This is a genomic window from Micromonospora sp. C95, from assembly GCF_018070465.1.
Lineage (GTDB): Bacteria > Actinomycetota > Actinomycetes > Mycobacteriales > Micromonosporaceae > Micromonospora.
In genome coordinates this window covers 185,747-207,920 of record NZ_JAGPXT010000003.1, presented here as the reverse complement: position 1 = coordinate 207,920, position 22,174 = coordinate 185,747, and the positions used below count along the sequence as shown (strand labels likewise).

The 22,174-nt window shown below is 70.7% G+C and carries 16 protein-coding genes and 1 riboswitch; of the genes, 11 read left to right on the top strand and 5 right to left on the bottom strand.

Going from position 1 to position 22,174, the window contains the following annotated elements; genetic code table 11:
- Positions 1–16 precede the first annotated feature (16 nt).
- Positions 17–949 carry an ABC transporter ATP-binding protein gene (locus tag KBX00_RS05550; RefSeq protein WP_210823914.1) on the bottom strand — a complete coding sequence of 311 codons (933 nt, stop codon included), beginning with the start codon at positions 947–949 and terminating at the stop codon, positions 17–19.
- A 488-nt stretch (positions 950–1,437) separates the two neighbouring features.
- Between KBX00_RS05550 and KBX00_RS05545 the strand changes: the two genes are divergently transcribed.
- The 4 genes from KBX00_RS05545 to KBX00_RS05530 all read left to right on the top strand — a co-directional run bounded on the left by KBX00_RS05545 (position 1,438) and on the right by KBX00_RS05530 (position 8,997).
- Complete coding sequence (locus KBX00_RS05545) at positions 1,438–1,926, top strand: sigma-70 family RNA polymerase sigma factor (RefSeq protein WP_307868125.1); 489 nt, start codon at positions 1,438–1,440, stop codon at positions 1,924–1,926.
- Complete coding sequence (locus KBX00_RS05540) at positions 1,923–4,214, top strand: hypothetical protein (protein WP_210823912.1); 2,292 nt, start codon at positions 1,923–1,925, stop codon at positions 4,212–4,214. Before KBX00_RS05545 ends, KBX00_RS05540 begins: the two co-directional genes overlap by 4 nt.
- A 52-nt stretch (positions 4,215–4,266) precedes the next feature.
- A complete protein-coding gene (locus KBX00_RS05535) occupies positions 4,267–4,560 on the top strand; it encodes a WXG100 family type VII secretion target (protein ID WP_093402533.1) in 294 nt (97 codons plus the stop codon).
- Between the two features lie 84 nt (positions 4,561–4,644).
- Positions 4,645–8,997 carry an FtsK/SpoIIIE domain-containing protein gene (locus KBX00_RS05530; protein WP_210823910.1) on the top strand — a complete coding sequence of 1,451 codons (4,353 nt, stop codon included), beginning with the start codon at positions 4,645–4,647 and terminating at the stop codon, positions 8,995–8,997.
- A gap of 62 nt (positions 8,998–9,059) precedes the next feature.
- Here KBX00_RS05530 and KBX00_RS05525 read toward each other — a convergent pair whose 3' ends face one another.
- Both KBX00_RS05525 and KBX00_RS05520 read right to left on the bottom strand, forming a co-directional pair.
- Positions 9,060–9,662, bottom strand: coding sequence for a hypothetical protein (locus KBX00_RS05525; RefSeq protein ID WP_210823908.1), 603 nt, complete (start codon positions 9,660–9,662; stop codon positions 9,060–9,062).
- Positions 9,659–9,946 (bottom strand): hypothetical protein, encoded by a 288-nt coding sequence (locus tag KBX00_RS05520; protein WP_210823906.1) that lies wholly within the window; start codon positions 9,944–9,946, stop codon positions 9,659–9,661. The genes KBX00_RS05525 and KBX00_RS05520 overlap by 4 nt, the downstream gene beginning before the upstream one ends.
- A 127-nt stretch (positions 9,947–10,073) precedes the next feature.
- On the opposite strand from KBX00_RS05520, the gene KBX00_RS05515 reads away from it, so the two are divergent.
- The 3 genes from KBX00_RS05515 to KBX00_RS05505 are packed head-to-tail and all read left to right on the top strand — an operon-like array spanning position 10,074 to position 13,766.
- On the top strand, positions 10,074–11,084 hold the full coding sequence (locus tag KBX00_RS05515; protein ID WP_210823905.1) for a hypothetical protein: 1,011 nt from the start codon (positions 10,074–10,076) through the stop codon (positions 11,082–11,084).
- Positions 11,081–12,355 (top strand): hypothetical protein, encoded by a 1,275-nt coding sequence (locus KBX00_RS05510; protein ID WP_210823903.1) that lies wholly within the window; start codon positions 11,081–11,083, stop codon positions 12,353–12,355. The genes KBX00_RS05515 and KBX00_RS05510 overlap by 4 nt, the downstream gene beginning before the upstream one ends.
- A gap of 55 nt (positions 12,356–12,410) precedes the next feature.
- Entirely contained in the window at positions 12,411–13,766 is a 1,356-nt protein-coding gene (locus KBX00_RS05505; RefSeq protein ID WP_210823901.1) for a ferric reductase-like transmembrane domain-containing protein, read from the top strand.
- Between the two features lie 3 nt (positions 13,767–13,769).
- Here the strand turns inward: KBX00_RS05505 and KBX00_RS05500 are convergent, their stop codons facing one another.
- Positions 13,770–16,802 (bottom strand): AAA family ATPase, encoded by a 3,033-nt coding sequence (locus tag KBX00_RS05500; RefSeq protein WP_210823898.1) that lies wholly within the window; start codon positions 16,800–16,802, stop codon positions 13,770–13,772.
- A gap of 86 nt (positions 16,803–16,888) precedes the next feature.
- On the opposite strand from KBX00_RS05500, the gene KBX00_RS05495 reads away from it, so the two are divergent.
- Positions 16,889–18,148 carry an MFS transporter gene (locus KBX00_RS05495; RefSeq protein ID WP_210823896.1) on the top strand — a complete coding sequence of 420 codons (1,260 nt, stop codon included), beginning with the start codon at positions 16,889–16,891 and terminating at the stop codon, positions 18,146–18,148.
- 190 nt (positions 18,149–18,338) lie between these two features.
- Entirely contained in the window at positions 18,339–19,073 is a 735-nt protein-coding gene (locus tag KBX00_RS05490) for an alpha/beta hydrolase (protein WP_210823889.1), read from the top strand.
- On the opposite strand, the gene KBX00_RS05485 is transcribed toward KBX00_RS05490, so the two are convergent.
- Complete coding sequence (locus KBX00_RS05485) at positions 19,070–19,654, bottom strand: TetR/AcrR family transcriptional regulator (RefSeq protein ID WP_210823886.1); 585 nt, start codon at positions 19,652–19,654, stop codon at positions 19,070–19,072. The two genes, KBX00_RS05490 and KBX00_RS05485, sit on opposite strands and share 4 nt — an antisense overlap.
- Positions 19,655–19,823: 169 nt before the next feature.
- On the opposite strand from KBX00_RS05485, the gene KBX00_RS05480 reads away from it, so the two are divergent.
- Complete coding sequence (locus KBX00_RS05480) at positions 19,824–20,384, top strand: hypothetical protein (RefSeq protein WP_210823884.1); 561 nt, start codon at positions 19,824–19,826, stop codon at positions 20,382–20,384.
- 1 nt (position 20,385) lies between these two features.
- Positions 20,386–21,807: an NAD(P)/FAD-dependent oxidoreductase gene (locus KBX00_RS05475; protein ID WP_210823883.1), complete on the top strand. Its 1,422-nt coding sequence runs from the start codon at positions 20,386–20,388 to the stop codon at positions 21,805–21,807.
- Between the two features lie 154 nt (positions 21,808–21,961).
- Positions 21,962–22,173, top strand: a riboswitch (cobalamin riboswitch).
- The last annotated feature ends 1 nt before the right edge of the window (position 22,174 follow it).

Genomic DNA, 22,174 nt, shown 5'->3' with positions numbered 1-22,174 from the left:
TTGCCGGCTCCTGAGTTCATTTGCCGGCTCCTGAGTCGGGGCGGATCGTGATGTGGTCGGGTTCCAGGGCCAGCCGGACCCGTCGGGTCAGCGCCAGCGCCTGACGGAAGTCGCGGGGCACCTGCACCCGCCCGGCCCGGTCCATCACGGCGTACTCCTCGGCGATCACGTGCGTGTCGCCCTGCGCGTTGGTGGTGGTGCGGCGCAGCACCTCGCTGCTGGTGCGTCCGTCCCGGATCGCGACGGTCCGTTCGACCTGGCCGCTGACCGCCGGGTCGTGGGTCACCACCACAACTGTGACGCCGTACCGCCGGTTGACCTCCCGCAGGACGCCGAAGACCTCCGCGGACGTGGCGGCGTCCAACTCGCCGGTCGGCTCGTCGGCGAGCAGGATCCGCGGCTGGTTGGCCAGCGCCACCGCGATCGCGACCCGCATCTGCTGCCCTCCGGACAGTTGCCCGGGGCGCCGGTCGGCGCAGTCGGCGACACCGAGGCTGTCCAGCAACTCGGCGGCGCGCTCCCGGCGCTCCCGCTTCGCGGTACGGGCCGCCGTCATCGGCAGGTCCACCATCTCCCGTGCGGTCAGGTAGGGGATCAGGTTGCTCGCCGTCTGCTGCCGGACGAACCCGACGGTGTGCCGCCGGTAGTCCACCCGATCCGCGCGGGACATCGCCAGCAGGTTCCACCGGTCGACCCGGACCCGCCCGGCGGTGGGGGCGTCGATGCCAGCCAGGATGGACAGCAGCGTCGACTTGCCCGACCCGGAGGCGCCGACGACCGCGACCAGCTCACCGCCGGCCACAGCCAGGTCCAGTCCCTGCAGGGCCTGCACCTCGATCGAACCGGTCTGGTAGATCCGCACCAGGTTCTCGCAGACGATGAGGGCGTCCCGGCCGAACTCGGGCGCCCGCGCGGACGGCTGCGGCAGGGACAGCGGTGTGCTGGCCATTCCTCACCTCCGTCCAGGACGTGTCGACGTCGAGCCGACATCGGTGGCGGCCCGGCCCACCGATCGGGCACGTGGTGTCGCCTGGCCGGCACGCATGGTTGCCCGATGCGTCAAGAGCCCTGATTGCCGACGCTGACGCAATTGAAGCAGTTTCGCAATCGGCGGCATCCTTCCGGTGTCCTCAGAAAGTCCTCAGACAATCGAGAAGGTTCGGCGCGGCTCTTCCCGCAGGCTCTGAACCGGGTCCGCACCGGCGGCCCCGGAGCAGAGGGAGAGCTGCCGCAGTGACCACGGGTCATAGCACCGCCGATGCCGTTGGCATGGGTCAGGGCGGTCTGCAGGGACAGGGCCGACGTGCCTGGCGAAAGAGATCCGGAGAGACCGTCCGGAACAGCTGTGACACGGTGGGCCGGGGCGGACGTCGGTCACCGGACGTCGGGCGTGCCCCGGCTCAGTCAGCGACGGCCGAGCAGGTCTACACCGACCTGGTGGCACAGAACGGCGCGTCCGTTCGCGCGTACCTGCTCCGTCTGACCCGCAACCAGACGATCGCCGAGGACGTCTATCAGGAGACCCTGCTGCGGGCGTGGCGTCACCGGCAGAGGTTGGTCGGCCGGGAGGGCTCGATCAGGAGTTGGCTGTACACGGTCGCGCACAACGCCGCCGTGGACCAGCTGCGGGGACGACGGTCGCAGCCGGTGGGCGCTGAGATCTGGGACAGCATCCAGCAGCCGGTTCCTGACCATGCCGATGCCGTCGTGACCGCTGCCTGTCTCATGCCGGCGCTACGCCGGCTGACCGCGGAGCACCGTGACGTGATCTTCGAGCTCTACTACCGTCGCAGTACGGTGACCGAGGCCGCGAGATCCATCGGCATACCGCCGGGAACAGTCAAGTCCCGGGCTCACTATGCCGTCCGGGCATTGCGGGCCGAGCTGGTGTCGGCGGCTTCGTCCGGATCGGGAAGCCCTTCATGAGCCGGCGGCACACCTCCGGATTCGGCATCCTCGGCATGGAGCGGGATCCGACCCCCGGAGATCCGGATCAGATCGACCAGCTGGCCCGCTTCTACGAGGAGATCCGCGACGACGCCCAGACCGGCGTGCGCGTCCTCGGTCGGGGCGGATCGTTGTCGAGAGCGCGCGGCGAATCGATGGAGAAGCTGCGGGACATGCTCGACAGCCTGCCGCGCAAGTTGCAGCAGGCGGTCGACTCCTTCGACACGGCGGCCCAGGCCTACCGCAGCTACAGCCGGGCGCTGCGCGAGCAGCAGACCCGCATCGACACCGCGATGGATCAGGCGACCGAGGCCGTGCAGGTGGTACGGCTTGCCGCGCCGCGGGTCGCCGTCGACGCCACACCGGAGCAGGCGTCGGCGGCGAGGGCGTCGGCAGACCAGATCGCCGGCGCACGGGACCAGCTCTCGGCCGCGCAACGGCTGGCCGCCGACGCCCGCCGACTGCGGGAGGCCGCGTCCGCGCGATGCAATCGGGCGCTCGACGACGCCGCCTCGAAGGCCATCAAGCCACCGCCACGGCGCAACTTCTTCCAGCGCATCGGCGACTTCTTCAGGAACAACCCGATCCTCCGCCTGATCATCGACATCGCGATCGCCGTCGTCGGGGTGCTGCTGCCGGTGGTCGGCATCGTGCTCGCCGCGGTAGCCCTCGTGGTGACGGTGGCGGTCCAGGCGGCGAACGGGAACTTCGAGTTGGGCACGCTCGTGGTGGGCCTGGTGGCGCTCGTGCCCGGAGCGAAGCTGTTCGGTCCGTTCGTGCGAGGGGCGAAAGCGGTAGCGCCCGGCCTGGTCAAGACGGTTGGCAGCGGAGCTGCGGCATTCGGCCAGTTCGGCCGGAACAACACCGTGATCAGTGGCCTGCTCCGGTTCGGTGGCCGTGGTGGTGGCTTCGGCAAACAGGTCGTCACGGACTTCGGTAAGGGTGTGGTGGAGGAGGTCGCGACCGTCGGCCTCAACAAGCTCGGAAACGCCAAGGGCGCAGAATTCAACGCCGCCTCGATCTTCGGCGGCGCGGCGGCGGGCGCCGCCGCCGGAGGAGCCGTCGACGGCTTCCGGAAGGGCTTCTCCGGCGGCACCGAGTTCGATCTCCCTGGTGGTGGCGCCGACGGCTTTTCGGGGGCGAACACCGCCCGTGGTGGTGACGGGGCACCCGCCGGCGACGTGTCTGTCGACGCTGGCGCGGTGGGCAACGGGCCGTCGGGCGGATCCACGTCCACCGACACACCGGCCAGCCCGGCACCGTCGCCGACCCCAGGAGGCGACGGCTCTGCCGGCACCGTCCCGGCACCGCCCGCTGCTCCACCACAGGGAACCTCCGCACCGCTGGCCGGTGAGGCACCGGCGGCCGGTGGTTCCACCGGCGTTGCCGATCCGGCCACCGTTGCTACTGCTCCGACACCGCCGGCGGGGTCGGGTGCGCCGGTGGGGTCGGGCGCGCCGGTGGGGTCGGGTGCGCCGGTGGGGTCGGGTGCGCCGGTGGGGTCGGGTGCGCCGGTGGGGTCGGGTGCGCCGGTGGGGTCGGGCGCGTCGGCGGGGTCGGGTGCGCCGGCGGGGTCGGGCCCGGCTACGCAGGGTTCCGGGTCCGAGACTGGTTTCCCGACGGCGTCGAATTCGGGCACCGGCGGACCTGCGCCCCAGGCACCCGCCGGAGGTGGACCGGCCGCCGGCGGAGTGACGTCGCAGGGACCGGTGACTGCCGGTGACTCGGCCGATGCGCCACCCAGGACGGATCAGCGTGAGGCGGTCACCGACCCGGAGCCAGGCCCGGTGGGCGCCGGTCCGGCGCAGGCGGATCCGGACGCACCGGCGGCCGCCAGCCCATCCGGTGTGGGTGCCGCGGATGGCCCGCCGCCGCGTACGCCGGCCGATGCCGGATCCGCGTCTGATGCCGGTCCCAGCGCTGCCCGCCCGGGACCGGACGCCGATGACGGATCGGACCACCTCACGGAGCCGCCGGACGCGCCCCCGACGAGCGAGGACGCACCGGACGTTCGCAAGGCCGACAACGAGTCGGCCCGCGAGGACTCCGTCGAGGAGCGCGCGGGTGAGGCGGTGACGGGGATCGTCGCCAGCGGGGCAAGCGATGCGACATCGGCCGCCATCGAGAAGGAGGAAGCCGAGGATTCGCCGGCCGACGCGCTTGTCGAGGCGGCCGTCAAGGCGGGTTTCGTGTTGGGTGCAGCCGACGCGGCCACGGACGCCTCAGCCTCCGACGACACCGGCATCACCAGGAAGTTCCGCAGGTAAGGGGTCCGCCGGCTGCCTGCCGGCGGTGGTCAAGAGATCAAGGAGTACCACCATGCCCGATTTCGCGGTCAACAGTGAAGAGACGGCCCAGACCTCGGCGGCGCTGCTCAACGACTTCTCCCAGCTTCAGGACAAGCTGGTCGAGGTGCGTGGCAAGGTGCAGAACCTGCTCGCGCAGGGCTATCGCACCCCGGCGGCCCAGCAGAAGTTCCAGCCGTTCTTCGACGAGTTCGCCAAGGGGTTCGACCAGGTGAACCAGGGCTTGCAGGGCATCGGCAACTACGTCCGTTCGGTCGGTGAGGCGTTCGCCTCCACGGACCAGGACCTCGGCTCGCGTCTCGGCTGACAGGCGTTCCAGTAACGAACCGGACCCGCCCGGCGTGCGCAAGCGCCGGGCGTGTCCGCTTGAGAGGAAAGGAGGAGGGTCGAGATGCGGCTCAACGTCAGTCTGGTCTCCGACGCCTCACCTGCGGCGGAGCCGCTGGTCGTGGAGGCTGAACCGGGGACGTCGGTGGGGACGTTCGCCACCGAACTGGCCGAGGCTGTCGGCGGCCGTCCCGGCACGCTGTTCCACGGTGCACAGCCCCTGGACCCGGGACTCTCGCTGGCCGAGGCGCGGCTGGGTGCCGGCGCCGAGTTGGGCCTGAATCGTCCGGCCCGGCCGATGGCCGGCCGGGCGGGTGCGGTGGAGGTGCGCCTGGTGGGCGGCCCGGGAGCCGGGGGGATCGTGCTCCTCCCGCCCGGGGAGTACGAGGTGGGCAGCGCGCCCACGTGCCGGGTACGCCTTGGCGGCGACGTGCCGCCGGTCGCAGCCCGGCTGCTGGTCACCGTGGATCGTACGGTCACGGTGACCGCGGTGACCGCTGCCGAGCTGGATGGCGTTGCGCTGGACGGCAGCGCTGAATGGCCGGCCGGCCGGCAACTGGCGCTCGGCGGCATCCTGCTGGAATTGGCTACCGGCGTGCCGGTACGGGCTCCGTTGAGCCGTGCGGCGGACGGTTTCACCTGGGAATTCAACCGGCCGCCGCGGTTCTTCCCGAACGTCCCGGGTGGACAGTTCCGGCTTCCCACCGCGCCGACCGAACCCGACCGAAACCCGATCGGGCTGGTGACGCTGCTGTTGGCCCCGGCCATCGGGGCGCTGGTGGGCATTCTCGCGACGGGCAACTGGCGGTTCATCTTCCTCGCGCTTGTCTCGCCGCTCGGTGCGTTGCTGACCCAGTTCGGTGCCAAGCGACGCGGCCGGAAGAGCCTGGCCGAGCGGACGCAGGAGTACGAGGAGAAGCTCAGCCGGGTCCGTGCCGACATCGACGAAGCGGTGCTGGAGGAGCAGCGGGCCCGCCGGTACGCCTACCCGGATCCGGCGTTCACCGGCCGGATCGCGACCCTTCCGGGCGAGCGACTGTGGGAGCGCCGTTGGCGTGACGAGGACTTTCTCGCATTGCGGGTCGGCACCTGTTCGATGCCGTCGGCGGTGCGGGTGGAGGATCCGGCGCTGGACGAGCACCGGCGGATCACCGTGCCCGAGCTGGGCCAGGTGCCGGTGGCCGTGGATGTGCGCGACAACGGTGTGGTCGGTGTCGCCGGCGACCGCCTGGACCGGCTGGCTCCCTGGCTGGTGGCACAGGCGGCCGTGCTGCACAGCCCCGACGATCTGCGCATCTGTGTGCTCACCGATGCCGCCGGTGAGAAGCGCTGGTCGTGGCTGCGCTGGCTGCCGCATGCCCGTGCCGACGGTGAGGAGGCGTACATCCGCGTCGGCACCAGCGCCGAGTCGGTGTCGCGGCGCATCGCCGAACTCAACCGGTTGATCGCGGCGCGGTCGGCCGGTGACCGGTCGAGCGGGGCGGAACGGGGCGGTGCCGCCGGCGATCCGGACATCCTGGTGGTGTTCGACGGCGCGCGGCGACTGCGGTCGATGCCCGGCGCGGTCACGCTGTTGCGTGACGGTCCCGCAGTTGGCGTGTACGTGATGTGCCTGGAGCCGCAGGAGCGGCTGCTGCCCGAGGAGTGCCGGGCGGTGGTGGTGTCCGGTGCGGGCGGTGCGTCGTTGCGGACCGCCAAGACGCCGCTGGTCGCCGGTATCCGCGCCGACGAACCGGACGCCGGATGGTACGAGCGGGCTGCCCGGCGGATGGCGCCGTTGAGTGTGTCCGGGGATGGTGACGAGATGGTGCTGCCGCAGTCGGCACGCCTGCTCGACGTCCTCGACCTGGAGCCGCCGACGCCGGACCGGATCGCGGCGGGCTGGGCGGTCCGGCCGCGCAGCACCGAGGCGGTGCTCGGCGTCGGGCTGGACGGCCGGTTCGCGATCGACCTGGTACGCGACGGGCCGCACGCCCTGATCGCGGGCACCACCGGAGCCGGCAAGTCGGAGTTGTTGCAGACCCTGGTGGCCACGTTGGCGGTGGCGAACCGGCCGGACGAGATGACCTTCGTGCTTGTCGACTACAAGGGCGGTAGTGCCTTCGCCGAGTGTGAACAGCTGCCGCACACCGTCGGCATGGTGACCGACCTGGACACCCACCTGGTCGAGCGGGCGCTCACCTCGCTCGGCGCGGAGTTGCGTCGTCGCGAGCACGTGCTGGCCGCGGCCGGCGCCGCCGACATCGTCCGGTATCAGGAGCGACGCGCCCGTGACGCGAGCATGCCCGCGATGCCGCGGCTGGTACTTGTCATCGACGAGTTCGCGTCGATGGTGCGCGAGTTGCCGGACTTCGTCACCGGTCTGGTCAACATCGCGCAGCGGGGCAGATCTCTTGGGATCCACCTGGTCCTGGCCACGCAGCGGCCGTCCGGAGCGGTGACCCCGGACATCCGGGCGAACACGAATCTGCGGATCGCTCTGCGCACCACCGACCAGGGCGAGAGTCGGGACATCATCGACGCACCCGATGCGGGTGAACTGTCGCCGCGCACGCCGGGTCGGGCGTACGCCCGGCTGGGGTACGCCGCGCTGCTGCCGTTCCAGGCCGGCCGCATCGGCGGCAAACGGCCGGTGCTGGGGGACCGGGCCGACGAGGTGCGCGTCGAGGTCACCCACGTGAACTGGTCGCGGCTGGGTGACCCGGTTCCGGCCCGCCGCTCGTCGACTGCCACGTCTGGTGGCCCGGCCGACACCGACCTGCGGGAACTGGTCGCGGCTGTCGTCGCGGCGACCGACAGGCTCGGGGTGCCGCGGCAGCCGAGCCCGTGGCTGCCGGCGCTCACCGAGGTGGCACAGTGGGCGGATCTTCCTCAGCCGCCCCCGGCCACGATCCCGGGCGATGTGGGCGCGGTCGCCTACGGCATCGTCGATCTGCCCGCTTCGCAGAGCCGCGAGCCGCTGCTGTTCGACGCCGACCGTACCGGGCACGTGTTCTTCATCGGATCCGGCCGCAGCGGCCGTTCGCAGGCGCTGCGCACCCTGGCGGTCGCGTTGACCACCCGGCACTCCAGCGCCGACCTGCACCTGTACGCCGTCGACTGCGGCAACGGCGCGCTGCTGCCGCTGGTCGGGTTGCCGCACTGCGGCGCGGTGGTGGACCGGCTGCAGACCGAGCGCCTGGATCGCCTGCTGACCTGGTTGAACGCCGAGTTGACCAGACGGCAGGCGCGCTTCGGTGAGCAGGGCGTCGCGGACCTGCCGGAGCAGCGGCGCTCCGCCGCCGCGGATCGGCGACTGCCACACGTGGTACTGCTGGTGGATCGTTTCGAGGTGTTCGAGCGTGACTTCGCCACGTACGACAACGGCAGCTATCTGGAACGGCTGACCCGCCTGCTGCGTGACGGTGCCGGCGTCGGCGTCCACGTCGTGCTGGCCGGTGACAAGGTGCTCGGCTCGGGCCGGTTCGCCGGTGCCACCGAGGAGAAGCTGGTGTTGCGCCTCAACGACCGCAGCGACTACTCCCTGCTGGGTCTCAACCTGCGCGACGTACCACCGGAGCAGGCACCGGGCCGGGCGATCCGGCTGGCCGACCACGCGGAGGCGCAGATCGCGGTCCTCGGCCCGGACCTCAGCGGGCAGGGCCAGGCGGCGGCATTGACCGACGTCGCCAGGCAGATCACCGTACGTGACGCCGCGGTGCCGGCGGCGGCCCGGCCGCGCCGGTTCGCGGCGCTGCCCGACCTGGTCGGGTACGCCGAGGTACGCCGGATGCTGCCGCAGCCGGGCCGGGCGCTGACCGCGATCGTCGGGGTCGGCGGCGACGAGGTCGTCCCGCTCGGCCCGGACCTCGCCGACATTCCGACCTTTGCCATCGGCGGGCCACCGCGTTCCGGCCGGAGCACCGCGCTGCTGTCGGTGGCACGGACGCTGCTGGCCAACGGCACCGGGCTGCTCGTGGTGGCACCGCGCCGCTCGCCACTGCGTGACCTGGCCGGGCAGCCCGGGGTGGCCGCGGTGGTGACCGACGCGGGCATCGCCGCGATGGACTTCCGGAATCTCCTGAAGAGCATTCCGGAGGACACCGGGACGGTGGTCATCGACGACGCCGAACTGCTCGCCCAGTCGGACATCGACGGGGACCTCAACACCCTGGCCCGGGGTGCGGCAGGCAATGGGTGGGGCCTGGTGGTCGCGGGCAACGCCGAGGCGCTCAGTCTCGGCCTGGCGGGCTGGCTGACCCAGCTCAAACGCAACCGGGCCGGTCTGTTGATCGCGCCGCAGAGCATCACCGACGGCGAGTTGATCGGGATGCGGATCCCACGGGGGATCGTCGGGCAGGCCGCCCGGCCAGGGCGTGCCTACCTGCATCTGGGCGACGGGGTGCTGACGGCTGTGCAGGTGCCGACGACGGATTGACAGCGCGGGATCCGGTGGCGCCGGCTCGGCGTCGCCGGATCCCGTGGTGGTCGTGCGGCTGGTCAGGTGAAGCGCAGCGTCCCGGTGATCGCGTCGAAGACGTCGTACAGCGCGTCGGCGAGCGGCAGATTCGGACTCATGCCGGTGACCACGAGGTACGAACCGGGCTGTCCCGGCACCGGAATGATCGTGTGCATGGCGACCATCACCGCGGACGTGCTCTCGGTCAGTTCGACGACCTCGGTTCCGGTGATCCGGGCGACGGTGCCGATCGTGGGCAGGGTGGCCGAGGTGACGGTGCGGTCCCCGTGGCCGTTGATCCCGGCGGGACGAGTCAGTTGCTGGGCGATGTCGGCCACCGACGGTTGCGTACCGTCCGGGACGGTGATCCCGAAGGCCGCCACGAACGCCATCAGCAGCCCGCCGTCGTCGTCGCGGGCGATCATGCCGGCCGCGGCCGCAGCGCCCTGCTGACGAGCCGCCCGCAGCAGGCGGCGTGCCTGACGCAGCGCGTCGTCGACCGCGCTGCGCTGCTCGGCGGTGGTCACCGCAGCCCGTAGCTCGCGTTGTTGCCGGCTGAAGTCCTGCCCCGCCAGGTCGTAGTCGAGCCACCCCTCCGGCACCTCGAAGGTGAATGATCCAGGGGTGGGTACGGGGGCGGTCACCGGCCACCACCGAGGCTGTTGCCACTCTGGTCGTCGACGGCGGTGAAGGCGTCGAGAATCACGTCGATCGCCTCAATGATGTCGTCGCACTCGTTGCGCAGCTGCTTGCGGCCGGCGTCCCAGCGGTCCTCGAAGTTCTCCGCCGCGTCGCGGACCGGCGGTCCGACGGTCCGGTTGAAGTCGGCCGAGCTGCGTTTGATGTTGATGGTCCGCAGCACCTGGCGCATCGCGTCCGCTGCCTGTTGAAGATCTTCGCCCGGGATGACGATGTCTGATCTGGCCATGAGCCCGTCACGCCGGACATCCCGCAACGGTTCGGCGAATGTGACCTGGAACACAAGCCTCGAACCGGATCGGTGGCCGGGTCGTGAAGACCGCACCTGTCGAGCCCGATCGAACGGAGGTGTCATCGTGGCCCGGACCCCGGCCCGCGCTCTGACCGCCCCACTTGCCGCGGCCCTGCTCCTGGCGGGCTGCGCCGGTAACGAGACCGCCGAGCCGGCGGCGGCGCCCGTTCTCGCCGGTGGAGAGATCCAGTTGGTGGACGCGCCGGCCGCCAGCGCCGGCCTGACCGGCGACGGCCGCGGTGACGACGCCGCTACGTCAGCCAGCACGGCATCTCCGGCGGCCGGCACGAAGTCCCCGACGCCGGGTGCGACGGTCGCCGCCGTGCCCGCACCGGCCAAGTGGGTCCAGCTCTCCACCAACAAGGCCACCATCGGGGAGACGGTGACCGACGTGACCGGGTTCACCCTCTACAGCTTCGCCGACGACCCGGCCGAGCCGCCCGCCTCGGCATGCACCGGCACGTGCGCCGAGAGCTGGCCACCGGTACTGATCCAGGCCGGCGGCCGGGTCTTCGTCGACGGGTTGAAGACCGACGACATCGGGGCGATCCGGCGACCCGATGGCGGTGTGCAGGTCACCATCGCCGGCCGGCCGGCCTACCGCTTCGGCGGCGACACGGTGCCCGGCGACCTCAATGGACAGAGCGTCGACAACGCCTGGTTCGCCTTCGGGTCCGACGGAAAGGCCATCGACGCACTGATCACGACGGCGGAGCTGAAGGCCGCGAAGCCGGACCGCACCAGCACGCTGACCGCGAAGGAAGGCAGGGACGGCCCGATCGTCGTCGACGACGACGGCGCGACGGTCTACCGTTTCGACGGGGACGACACCGACCCGCCGGCAAGCAACTGCACCGGCGTGTGCGCCGCTCTGTGGCAGCCCGTGGTCGCCAGGAACGGCGGCAAGGTGAAGCTCAAGGGCATCGACGAGGGTCGGGTCTGGTGGCTGAGCCGCAAGGACGGGACCAAACAGGTGACGTTGGACGGGTCTCCGCTCTACCGCAACGTCGCCGACAAGAGCACCGACACGATCATCGCCAGCGCCGCCACCCAGGGCTGGACGGCGGCCCGATGATCCGCCGTGCCGTCGTGCTGCTGCTCGCGGTGCTCACCGCCGTCCTGGCCGCGCCGGTGACCGCCTCGGCCGCTCCCGACGACGTGGTCAAGGTAGCCGTGGTGCGAAGCCCCGGACAGAACGACGGGCGCCCCGATTCCCTGGCCCAGATCGCTCAGCGAACGCTCGGTGACCCGGCCCGCGCCGCCGAGATCCTCGACCTGAACCAGGGCCGCCCGCAGAGCGACGGCGGCGCCCTCACCAACTCCGGTGAGGTGCGCCCTGGCTGGGTGCTGCTGCTGCCGGCCGACGCGACGGGGCCCGACGTCCGGCTCGGACGGATTTCTGCCGCCGCCGCCGAGAGTGCGCCCCTGCTCACCTGGAAGGTCGCCGCCGCGCTGCTCGGCGCGGTGATGCTGGCTCTGCTCAGCCTCCTGGTGGTCTTCCGCCGCCGGATCACGGCTCGGCTTCGCGGCCGCTACCGCGCCTACGCCGACAACGCCCGCTGGCACCGCCAGATCCAGGAACGGATGCGTACGCGCGCGCAGCTGTCCGCCGAGTTCGCCGCCGACCAGGATCGTCCCGCGCTGGCCTGGCAGGCGTCCGCCGAGCTGACCGCCGAAGAGGTCGAGGCGTACGCGCTGCGCGTCGACACACAGGCGGTGACCGCCTGGGTCACCGCCGATCACACCCCCCGAACGCCCTGGCTGGCCGAGACCGACGGCGTGTGGACGCGCCCCGCCGACGCCGCCGCCGGACGGCCCACCCGGCATGACACAGTCGCGCCGTGCCTGGTGCGGGTCGGCGGCGACGACAACGGAACCCTGTTCGTGGATCTGACCTGGCTCGACGGCGTGCTGGCGATCGGCGGATCGGCCGGGGTCGCCATCGACGTCCTGGCCAACCTCATGGCCGACCTGACCCGCTTCCGTCCGGAACTGCCGGTGCTGTCGTTGCCGGGGCTCGGCGGCCGGCCACCCGGCCTGCCGCAGTCCGCGGTACGCCTGCGATCAATCACTGAGCTGCGGACAAGTGACTCCGGCCCGGAGACCGACGACGGGATGGTGCGCCTCGCCGCCCACCGGCGTGCTCTCACCGCCGTGGCGGTGATCGGCGAGACGCCGTCGGCCGAGGAAGCAGCGCATCTGCTCGCCGCCTGCGGGCCCGGCACCGGGCAGGTCGCGATCGTGCTCGGCGATCTTCCGGGCGCGCGCTGGCGCTGGCACGCTGAGGCGGACGGAAAGGTCCGCCTGCCGGAGATCGGTGTGACGGCGACCGCGCCGTCCCGCTAGGCCATCGATGAAATCGCACGCCGGCCCGACCGGGGCCGCTCCAGGAAGGCTCGCGATGTCCACCACTACATTCACCGCCACCGCAGCAGCACCGGTGCGCCGCAGCCAGGCCCGGGTCGCGTACCTGCTGCTCTGGACCTTTCTCCTGGTCAACCTGGTGATCCTCCAGGTCATGTTCGCCCATCCGAGCCGGCCGGTGCCCAACACCCTGACCGGGATCGGCCGTTTCCTCGGCCTGCACCTGGGTTTCGTGATGGCGCTGCAACTGCTGCTGATCGGTCGGGTGCCGTTCCTGGAACGGCGGATCGGCATGGACAAACTCACCAACTGGCACCGCTGGACCGGGTTCGCGATCTTCTGGCTGGTCCTGCTGCATCCGACCTTCGTGATGCTCGGCTACGCACAGCTCGACCGGATCTCGTTCTTCGCCGAGATCCCGAACCTGGCCAAGCAGATGCCGGTACTACTCGGCATGATCGCCGCAGTCCTGATCGGCGTCATGGCGCTCACCTCGGTACGGATGGCCCGCCGCCGCATGCCGTACGAGACCTGGCACGCCATCCACCTGGTGGTGTACGTGGTGATCGTGCTCTCGGTGATCCACCAGATCTACGAGGGCGCCTCGTTCGCCAACAGCGACGTCACCAAGGCGTACTGGTGGGGGTTGTGGGCCTTCGCGGTCGGTTCGTTGCTGGTCAACCGCCTGTTCGTGCCGCTGGTGCGCAACGCCCGGCACCGGCTTCGGGTCGTCGCGGTGGTGCCGGAGACCGACAACGCCGTGTCCGTCTACATCGGCGGCAACCGCCTCGACCGGCTGCGCGCCCGTCCCGGCCAATTCTTCTGGTGGCGCTTCCCCGGACACACCTCCTGGTGGCAGGTCAACCCGTGGTCGCTGTCGGCGGCACCCGACGGCCGCACCCTGCGGCTGACCGCAAAGGCGATCGGTTCCACCAGCGCCGGGCTGCGGCAGTTGCCGGTGGGCACCCGGGTGTACGCCGAGGGCCCGTACGGTGCCCTCACCACCGCCCGCCGCACCCGGGAGAACACCCTGCTGATCGCCGGCGGCATCGGCATCACCCCGATCCGGGCGCTGCTCGAGGATCCGGAACTGACCGGAGACGTCGTGGTCCTCTACCGGGCCCGCACACCCGCCGACGCGGTGCTCATCGGTGAACTGCGTGATCTCGTGCAGGCCCGCGGCGCCCGCCTGCATCTGTTGACCGGGCGCACCACCGACGGCAGCCAGCCGTTCAGTCCGGAGAGCCTGCGGGGCCTGGTTCCGGACATCGCCGAGCGGGACGTCTACCTGTGCGGCCCTCCGGCAATGGCCAGCACCGTGCAGCGCAGCCTCCGCGCGCTGCGGGTGCCGGCCCGTCAGCGGCACATCGAGGCGTTTCGGTTGGGCGTGTGACCCTCATCCGAGACGGTCGAGGAGTTGCTGGGCGCGCCGGTCGACGAATGCGAAACCGAAGTGCCTGGCAGCCGCTCGCGCGTCGGTGACGAGCGTGTGCGCCCGATCGGGTTCGGTCCCGGCGAGCAGCTCGGCATAGGCGACCTGGGTGCGGGCGACGAACAGGGGGGACCGCAGCCGCCGGTTCACGGTCAGGGCCAGGTCGTAGGCGGCTCGTGCATCATCGCTTCGGCCGACCGTGGCCAGTGCGAGGCCGAGCCCGTAGGCGATCGAACCTTCGGTGGTCGCGCCGGTGCTGGCGACCCGGTCGCGCCAACCGTCGAGGAGCGGCACGAGGCGGGAGGCGGATGCGGGCAGGACGAGCCGGTGGCAGACCTCGGCCCACAGCATCAGGGCGGTGGACCAGAACTGGGGCGCGCCCCCGGCGGAGACGTCGAGGGAGTCGGTGAGCGTACGGGCGTCGGCTTCCCGGCCGAGCTCGCACCACACGTAGGCCATGCCCGCCTGGAACACCTGCAGCGTGGGGTTCTTTTCGAGAACCTGTTCCATGGCCTCGGCCACCTCTGCCAGTCGGTCCTGGGCCCGGCGGATCTGAAAGAGTTGGCCCGCGTAGCCGAAGAACGCCTCGGGCTGGCCGGTTGCGACGCCGAGTTCGAGGGCTGTGTTCGCGGCGGCTTCGGCTCCGGCCAGGTCGCCGTCCAGGAAATGGTGCATCGACGACGTCTGCGCATTGGTCCAGCGGACGAAAGGTTCCGGACTGCGCTGGGCGAACGCGTCGCGGATGCCCTTCTCCCGGTTCATCACCTCGCGGTCGCCGCGCTCGAGCGCGATCTCGTGGTGGGACATCGAGAGGATGCCGCGCAACCGCGCGTCACCGGTTCGCTCTGCGGCCGTGATGCCCGCCTGCAGCAACTGTTCGCGACGATCAAGGGCGTCCAGCGTACGCAGGGCGCTTTCGGTGAGCCGCACGACGTGCGCGAGGACATGGTCGTCGCCGGCCTCGTGGGCGAGCGTCACCGCCCGGGCGGCGGCCTCTTCCAGATCCTCGGCGGCGGTGGCATGGATCTCGATGGCGAGAATCGCGTGCAGCAGCGCACCGTCCGCCGGGTCGGGCTGCGCGGCGATCGCCCGGCGCAGGATCTGGACCCGGTCGTCGTCTGTCGTCCCGAATCCGCTGACGTCGCCACGGTTGTTGGCGAGTGCGGCACGGACGAGAAGGTCGTCGTGGTGGAGTTGGATCGCGAGGCGACCGGCTTCGAGCAGCGTCTCACGGTGCGCGGGGTCACCGGATTGACGCTGCGCGGTGCCGAGACCGACGAGGCACTCACAGCGTTGCACCGTGGGACCGGCGGGAATCAGCTCAAGGGCGTGGCGATACCAGATGACCGCCTCGTCGGGTGCCACGTGGGTCAGCGCGTAGCTGCCCGCCTGCTGCGAATATTCCGCTGCCTTGGCGCGGTTCGCCGGTGCGACGGCATGGATCCAGTGGTGGGCGATCTCGGCCGCCCGCTCGCCCGCGTCATCGCCGATCCGTCGCTCCATGGCCGTCGCGATCGCCTGGTGGATGAACGCCCGCGCGGTGGGGTTCAACTCGGCGTACAGCGTGTGGGCGACGATGGCGTGCGTGAAGGCGAACCGTCCGAGGGCGTCCGTGACGAGCGCGTTGTCGACCGCCGGCGCCAGCCGCTCGAACGTTCGCAGTGGTCCTTCGCTGAGCAATTCCGAGAGCAGGTCGAGTTCGAAGTCCCGGCCGAGGACCGACGCGATGTCCAACGCGCGGCGGGTGTCGGATCCGAGTCGCTGGACGCGGCGGCCCACGACCTCCCGGACGCTGACGGGCAGCCCCCGGGCCAGCAGCCGCGTCGGAGCCGTCCAGCGGCCATCCTGCTGGCGGCTGATCGCCCCGGTCTCGGCGAGATGACGCAGAATCTCGGTGACGAAGAACGGGTTGCCTTCCGTCTCCGCGCGCAACAGATCCCGCAGTGTGCGCCCGTTGCGGTCCATCTCGTGGCCGGCGATCGTCTCCAGCAGGCCGAGCACCTCGCTGTCGTCGAGACCACGTAGGGCCAGCCGGATCGTCCCGGGCTCGCGATGGGTGGCGGCCAGCAGCGCGTTCAGCGGATGCGACGCGTCGAAGTCGGAATCGCGGAACGTCGCGACGACCAGGACCGGTGTCGTCAAGGCCCGCTCGGCGACGTGCCGCAGCAGAGCGAGCGTCTGCATGTCCGCCCAGTGCAGATCGTCGAGCACGATGAGCGCCGGTCGACCGCGCACCGAGACGGCACCGAGTACGTCGAGGACCGAGTTGTAGAGCGCGAACCGAGCCGAATCCGATTCCAGGCTCACCGCGCTCGCACCACCCAGCAGCGGTGCGAGCCCGTCGCGGCGACCGGCGACGACATCGTGGGCGTCGCGGTCGAGACTCGTCAGCACTTCCCGCCATGGCTGATAGGGAATCGACAGTTCCTCGTCGCAACGCCCGTACAGCACCACCGCCTCGTGCTGTACCGAGGCCGCGAACACCGAACACAGCGTCGTCTTACCTATCCCCGCCTCGCCGCTCAGCAGCACCAACCGACGCTGCCGCGAGGCGTGTACCTCCTTCCACGCGTCCGCGAGTGCCGCACGCTCGTGCTGCCGTCCGGTGAATCCGAGACCTGACGACATCGCCAACCGAGCGGGTAGCGCCGCGGCATCCCCTGCCGCCGAGCTGGCCGGCGTCTGTGTGACGGGCCCGATGAACTGGTAGCCCCGGCGATAGACGGTACGGATCAGCCGCTGTTCCTTGCCGGCGTCGCCGATCGCCAGCCGGACGGCCCGGAGCACCGTGGTGACCGCGGCGTCGGTCACGAAACGGTCGCCCCAGACCGAGTCGAGAAGCTCCTCCTTGGAGACGACTCGGTCACGATTCCTCATCAGGTGCAGAAGGACGTCGAACGCCCGTGGCTCCAGCGGGACTCGCTTGCCCGCGAGCCGGAGTTCGTAGAGGGAGGTGTCAAGCTCGAACCCGTCGAAACGGTACGGAGCTCCTTCCACAGGCGGACGATACCATCCACGCCGTCGAAGCCGGCCAGGCGACTGATGGCATGATCCTTACTCCGCTCGACCTGACCGGAGACCTCATGACTGACGTACGCCGCCCTTCGCACGTGTCGGCGTCACGACCACGTGTCGGCCGCCTGCTGGTCCTGCTCTTTCCGGCCACGGCGGCCATGTACGCGCTTTTCAACGGCATCTCGGCGGTCATCCTCCCGGCGCAGGTCGAGGCGGTGGACCCGGCGTCGAAGGTCGGCAACCTCGCCCTGCTCAACACCCTCGCCGCCGTCGCGACCATGGTCGCGATTCCCGTTGGTGGTGCGCTGTCCGACCGCACGCGTTCCCGGTTCGGACGTCGAACGCCGTGGATCGCCGGGGCCGCGGTGGTCTCGGCTGTCGCCTGCATCCTCATGGGCCTGGCCGATAGCCTGCTGGGGCTGGTCGCGACCACAATGGTGTTGTGGTTCGCGGCGAACCTCTACTCCGGTGCGATCACCGCGATCCTGCCCGACCGGGTTCCCGACGACCGCCGTGGCCTGGCGGCCGGAGTCATCGGGATGGGCACGCCGGCCGGCGTCGTTCTGGGCGTTCAGATCGCCAGCCGGGTGAACCAGCTGACCGCCTATGCCGTCATCGCCGGGGTACTGCTGGTCACCACCGCGCTGCTGTTGTTCGGAGCCCGGGAGGAGTCGGCGCGGGACCTGCCGCTCGTCGTGCGTGAGCGCAGGCGTCTCGGTGATCTGCTGCGGTCGTTCTTCACCGCCTTCGCGGCCCGTGACTTTCGGCTGGCATTCGCGAGCCGGTTCATGCTCTTCGCGTCCTACTACGTGGTCAGCGGCTACCTCTTCTACACATTGCAGGACTACATCGGCTCCGAGAACGTGCCCGGCGGCGATGTGGCCGCGGCGGTGACCACCATGCTGACGCTGAGCATCTTGGTGTGGGTGGTGGTGGCCGGCCTCACCGGCTGGATCGCGGACAAGGTGGATCGCCGGAAGATGGTCGTCGGGGTGAGCGCCCTGGGCGTCGCCGCGTCGATGGCCATCCCCCTGGCGATGCCGACCTGGACCGGAATGCTGATCTACGCTGCCTGCCTGGGCGCCTCGATCGGCACCTACTTCGCGGTCGACCTGGCAGTCATGTCCCTGGTCCTGCCCGATGCCGACAGCGAGGGCCGTGACCTGGGCATCCTGCAGGTGGCCACCGGCCTGCCCCAGCTGCTGGCCGGGGCGGTGGCCGGTGCGTTGATCACCTGGTTCGGCGGCTATCCGGCGCTGTTCGCCTTCGGATCCCTGTGCGCGGTGGCATCCGGGCTGCTGATGCTACGCATCCGCGGCATCCGGTGATCGCGAAGCCGGCGCAGAAAACTGCGTGGCGGCCCGCGGCGGCCCGCTGCTAGTTTGGCCGGCGGCCGTGCGGAAGACCAGGGAGGTGATACCCGTGAACGTTTACGACATGGGTGCTCTCCCTGGTGTCACGGTCGGGCGATAGATCGTCCGGGAGCGCCGTCCACGAGCACTCCCGAAGGGCACCACCATGCGATTCACCTCTGAACGACACCTCGATGACGGCCTCCTCGAACGCGAGTTCGCTCTCGACGAGATCCCCGGCGTCCTGTGGACGCCCGCTTCTGCGACAGCACCCGTCCCGCTGATCCTGCTCGGCCACCCTCCACTCGGGCTGGGCAGGATGTATCCCCGTCTGGTGGCGCGGGCCCGGCGGGCCGTGGCGGACGGTTTCGCCGCAGCTGCCATCGAGTTGCCCGGCAGCGGCGATCGGCCTCCTCTGGCCGCTGTCGAACGGGCCCGGGTCGACCTGCGCCGGGCGCTGGAGGCCGGCGAACCGGTCAACGACGACATCATCGACGCCCTCGTCCTGCCGCTCGTCGACAAGGCGGTCCCGGAATCGCAGGCTGCTCTGGATGCCCTCCTGTCGCTGCCCGAGATCGGCGGCCCGGTCGGGTACTCGGGGGGAGTGATCTCCGTCGGCATCCGGCTCGCGGTGGTGGAGCCCCGTATCGTGGCGGCCGGCCTCTTCGCCGGGAGTTTCGTGCCGCGCCTCATGTTCGAGCAGGCCCGACAGGTCACCATTCCGCTGCACGTGCTGTTGCAGTGGGATGACGAAGGGAACGATCGACAGGCGGCCCTGAATCTGTTCGACGCCTTCGGCTCCAAGGAGAAGACGCTGCACGCCAACATGGGCGGACACACGGGTGTTCCCTGGTACGCAGGGGAGGGCGCGGCCGAGTTCTTCGCCCGGCACCTACGCTAGTGGGCGTCGGTCTGAAGAAGGTCCTCGACGCCGTGCAGGAACGTCTCGGACACCAACGCGGGGTCGAAGAGGCATCCGGCTGCCATGGCGCCGTCGCGGAGCATGACGAAACGGCGCGCGGCCGGGTCCGCCGTTTCCGGGTGAACCTGCGACATCAGCTTGCTGAGCGTGTCCAGGAACCACTGCCGGTGGCCGATGATCTCCTGGCGGACGGGATGTTCCGTGTCGGGATACTCCGCTGCCGCGTTCAGAAAGGCGCAGCCACGGAAACCGGGGGACTGGATGTTCTTGGCGATGGAGCCGGCAATGGCCAGGAGCGGGTCGACCGGTGACGAATTGTCGGCGATGGCCGCGTCGACCGTGCCGCGCTCCAGCTCGTGGACCTCGCGCAGGTAGGCGAGAATGAGGTCGTCCTTGCTCGGGAAGTGCCGGTAGAAGGTCGCCCGGGTCACCTTCGCCTCGGCGATGATCCGGTCGACACCGACGGAGTGGATGCCCTCCGCGTAGAAGATCCTGGTTGCCGTGGCGAGAAGCCTGAGGCGCGCCTCAGAGGGCCGAGTGTCGGGTTTGCCGCGGGTCATACCACCATCCTAACGAACAGAACGTTCGGTCTGATGGAAGCGACCTCAGGGTCCAGCTCCGCTCCGTCGCCATGGGCAGAACGTTCGGTCTTGACGGTACGGGCCACCCCTGGCATGCTGATAGAGACAGAACGTTCGGTCTCTCACTCCTCCGTTGAAAGGGTCACCCGTGGCCACCATTGCCGCTTCGCCCGGAATCTCCGCGGCTGCCTCCGCCTTGCGGCGGTTGTACTTCATCCGCTTCGCGTTCGCCATTGTGTGGGCCGGCGTGACGATCGCCTCCGCCAAGGAGATCGGACCGCTCGCGGTGGCGCTGTTCGTGCTCTACCCGCTGTTCGACGTGGGCGCCGCCATCTACGATCTTCGTTCGGCAAGGGCCACCGGCTCGCCGGCCCTGCTGTATGTGAACATCGCGGTGAGCCTCGTCACGGCGGTCGGGGTGGGTGTCGCCGGCGCGTCCGGTGTTCCCGCTGTCCTGCGGGTCTGGGGTGCCTGGGCGATCGTCGCCGGTCTGATCCAGTTGATCGTCGGTGTCACCCGTCGGCGGATGGGCGGCCAGTGGCCGATGATCATCAGCGGTGGCATCTCGGTGCTGGCTGGTGGGTCCTTCATCGTCGCCGCCTCCGCGAATGACCCGTCGCTGATCAACGCGGCCGGCTACGCCATTCCCGGCGCCATCTTCTTCCTGATCGCGGCCGTCCGTCTCGGCCGTGCCGCGAAGGGCAACTGACATGACCTCACCTGAGTACGACGTCGTCGTGATCGGTGCCGGTCCGGTCGGGGAGAACGTTGCCGACCGGGTCGTGCAGGGCGGGCTGACCGCCGCCATCGTCGAGCGGGAACTGGTCGGTGGGGAGTGCTCGTACTGGGCCTGCATGCCCACCAAGGCGTTGCTACGCAGCGCGTCCGCGTTGCGGGCGGCTCGTCGGCTGCCGGGTGCGCGTGAGGCGTTGACGGGCGACCTGGACGCCGCTGCGGTGCTCGGCCGGCGCGACTCCTTCGCGTCCCACTGGCGGGACGACGGGCAGGTTTCCTGGCTGGAGTCGGCTGGTGTCGCCCTGCACCGTGGCCAGGGGCGGATCGCTTCCGCCCGAGTTGTCGAGGTGACCGGCGTGGACGGTGTCACGACCCGGCTGACCGCGCGGCACGCGGTGGTCGTGGCGACCGGCAGCAGCGCCCTGTTGCCCGACATCCCGGGTCTGCGCGCGGCGGCGCCGTGGTCCAGCCGCGAGGCCGCCTCGGCCGGGTCGGTGCCCCGTCGACTCGCCATCATCGGTGGCGGCGTGGTGGCGACCGAGATGGCGACCGCGTACGCCGCTCTGGGGTCTTCGGTGGAGGTGCTCGCCCGCGACGGTCTGCTGCCGTCGGCGGAGCCGTTCGCCGGCGAGTTGGTCACGGAGTCGCTGCGCGAGTCCGGTGTGTCGGTACGCCTCGGCGCGGAGGCGGTGTCCGTCCATCGCGACGACAGCGGCATCGTCCACATCGCAACCGCCGACGGCGAGCGGGCCGAGGCGGACGAGGTGCTGGTGGCGATCGGCCGGACGCCGAACACCCAGGACATCGGCCTCGACCGCGTGGGACTGGTGCCGGGTGCCTGGCTGACGGTCGACGACACGCTGCGCGTGGTCGGCGGCGGCGGGTGGCTGTATGCCGTGGGTGATGTGAACCGGCGGGTGCTGCTGACCCATCAGGGCAAGTATCAGGCGCGCGCGGTGGGCGACGCGATCGTTGCCCGGGCGAAGGGTGAGAAGGTCGATGACGGCCGGTGGGGCCGGCACGCCGCGACCGCCGATGAGCGTGCGGTGCCGCAGGTGGTGTTCAGCGACCCGGAGATCGCATCGGTGGGGCTGACCGCGGCTACGGCAGAGGCGGCCGGACTGCGGATCCGGGTCGTGGACTACGACCTGGCAACCGTCGCCGGGGCCAGCCTGCACGCCGACGGCTACCAGGGACATGCCCGGATGGTTGTCGACGAGGACCGGAAGGTGATCGTCGGATTCACCCTCGCCGGTCCGGACGTCGCGGAACTGATCCACGCCGCGACGATCGCCATCGTCGGTGAGGTCCCGCTGGACCGGCTGTGGCACGCGGTGCCGGCGTACCCGACGGTAAGTGAGGTCTGGTTGCGCCTGCTGGAGACGTACGGCCGCTGACCGCAGGTCGGGTGATCCTCTGTCGCGGTCCATGTCGGATCGACGTGACTCGCGCCTCCGACGGCTCGCAGCGGTCGGGCGCGGTCACCCGTGCCCGGCCTGCTCGCCGTCCCGTAGGCCGGGCACTCCGGACGCGGCCGGCGGTGTGGCCCGTACGATGGCCGGTGGTGCTGGTTCGTCCCGTCCGGGTGGGTGGGGCGTCGTAAGAGGGAACCCGGTGCGAGTCCGGGACTGCCCCGCAGCGGTGAGTGGGAACGACCGCCGTCAACGAAGCACTGGACCGTGCGGTCCGGGAAGCGACGGCCAGTAGGCGACCTGGTGTCATGCCCGCGAGTCCGAAGACCTGCCAGTGCTGCGCACGCCGCCG